Origin of the sequence: Rhodococcus yananensis, assembly GCF_020515525.1 — a bacterium.
Classification (GTDB): domain Bacteria; phylum Actinomycetota; class Actinomycetes; order Mycobacteriales; family Mycobacteriaceae; genus Rhodococcus; species Rhodococcus yananensis.
In genome coordinates this window covers 1-1,840 of record NZ_JAIYEP010000157.1, presented here as the reverse complement: position 1 = coordinate 1,840, position 1,840 = coordinate 1, and the positions used below count along the sequence as shown (strand labels likewise).

Here is a 1,840-nt window from a genome sequence, read left to right as displayed (position 1 = left end):
GCGACGGATTTGTTCGATCGGGCGACGGTGGTGTCGTTCGCGGAGCGGTTCGTGCGGGTGTTGGGTGCTGTGGTGGCGGATCCTGCTGTGGTGGTGGGGGATGCGCCGTGGTTGTCGTCCGACGAACCGACGGTCCTGATCGAGGACTGGCAGGCGGCCGGTGAGCCGGTCGACGACGATGTGACGTTGGTGTCGTTGTTCGAGGCTGCGGTGGCCGAACATCCGGATGCGGTCGCGGTGCGCTTCGACGGTGACGCGGTGACGTACGCAGAGCTGGCGGAACGGGTGCGTCGCCTCGCGCGGTATCTGATCGCGGCGGGTGTCGGACCGGACTCGGTGGTGGCGGTGGTGCTGCCGCGGACCGTCGATCTCGTGGTCGGCGTGCTCGCGGTGCTCGAGGCGGGCGGTGCGTATCTGCCGATCGATCCGACCTATCCGGACGAGCGGATCGCGTACACGCTCGCGGACGCGGATCCGGTCGCCGTGGTGTCGTGGTCGGGCCGCCCGGGTGCGGTGACCGTCTCGGTGCCCGTCGTCGAGATCGATCGGGTGGACCTGTCGGCGGTACCGGGGACCGCGCTCGGTGAGGACGAACTCGCGGGCCCGGTTCGCGGCGGGAATCTTGCATACGTGATCTACACGTCGGGGTCGACGGGCCGGCCGAAGGGTGTGCAGATCGCGCACCGGAACGTGGTCGAACTGCTGGCGAACACCGGCGACCGGTTCGGGTTCGACGAGACCGATGTGTGGACCTTGTTCCACAGTTATGCGTTCGACTTCTCGGTGTGGGAGCTGTGGGGTGCGTTGGCGTTCGGTGGCACCGTCGTGGTGGTCGACTACCTGACGTCCCGGTCGCCGGACGTCTTCCGCGAGCTGGTGGCACGGGAGCGCGTGACGGTGCTCAACCAGACGCCGTCCGCCTTCTACCAGTTCGCGGAGGCCGATCGGATCGCCGCAGCGGATACGCCGATGGCGTTGCGCTGGGTGATCTTCGGCGGTGAGGCGCTCGATCCGGCACGGTTGACCGGGTGGTTCGAACGGCACGGTGCCCGGCCGCAGCTCGTGAACATGTACGGCATCACCGAGACGACGGTGCACGTGTCGTACTCGGATGTCGACGAGTCGTCGGCGCGGGCCGGTGCGGCGAGCGTGATCGGTCGCGGACTCGGTGGCCTTCGGGTGTACGTCCTCGACGATCGGTTGCGACCGGTGCCGGTCGGTGTGCCGGGGCAGATGTACGTCGCCGGTGCGCAGCTCGCGCGAGGCTACCTGGGGCGGGCCGAGTTGACGTCGGGTCGATTCGTGGCCGATCCGTTCACGACGACGGCGGGTACGAGGATGTACCGCACCGGTGACGTCGCCCGGTGGAACCGGGACGGTCGACTCGAATACGCCGGGCGCAGCGACATGCAGGTGCAGTTGCGCGGCTTCCGTATCGAGCTCGGTGAGGTCGAGTCGGCGCTGTTGCGGTGCGCGGGTGTCGCGCAGGCAGTGGCGACGGTGCGTCGTGACGAGACGTTCGGTGATCGGCTCGTCGGGTACGTGGTGCCGGAGAACGGGGCGGTCGTGGATCCGCCGGCGTTGCTCGAGCAGATCGGTGGGTTCCTGACCGGGTACATGGTGCCCGATGCGGTGGTGGTGCTGGACGAGTTGCCGCTGACAGTCAACGGCAAGCTCGATCAGCGTGCCCTTCCGTCGCCGGAGTTCGGCGGTGTGCGGGAGTTCCGTGCGCCGACGACGCCGGTGGAGGAGATCGTGGCGTCGGTGTTCGCCGAGGTGCTCGGTGTGGACCGGGTGGGGTTGGACGACGATTTCTTCGCGCTCGGTGGTAATTCGTTGG

General features: G+C 68.3%; 1 protein-coding gene. It reads left to right on the top strand.

Translation table 11 applies throughout. The features are described from left to right. A partial coding sequence (locus LDQ05_RS19535; protein ID WP_226438607.1) for a non-ribosomal peptide synthetase occupies nucleotides 1-1,840 on the top strand: 1,840 nt, incomplete at both ends.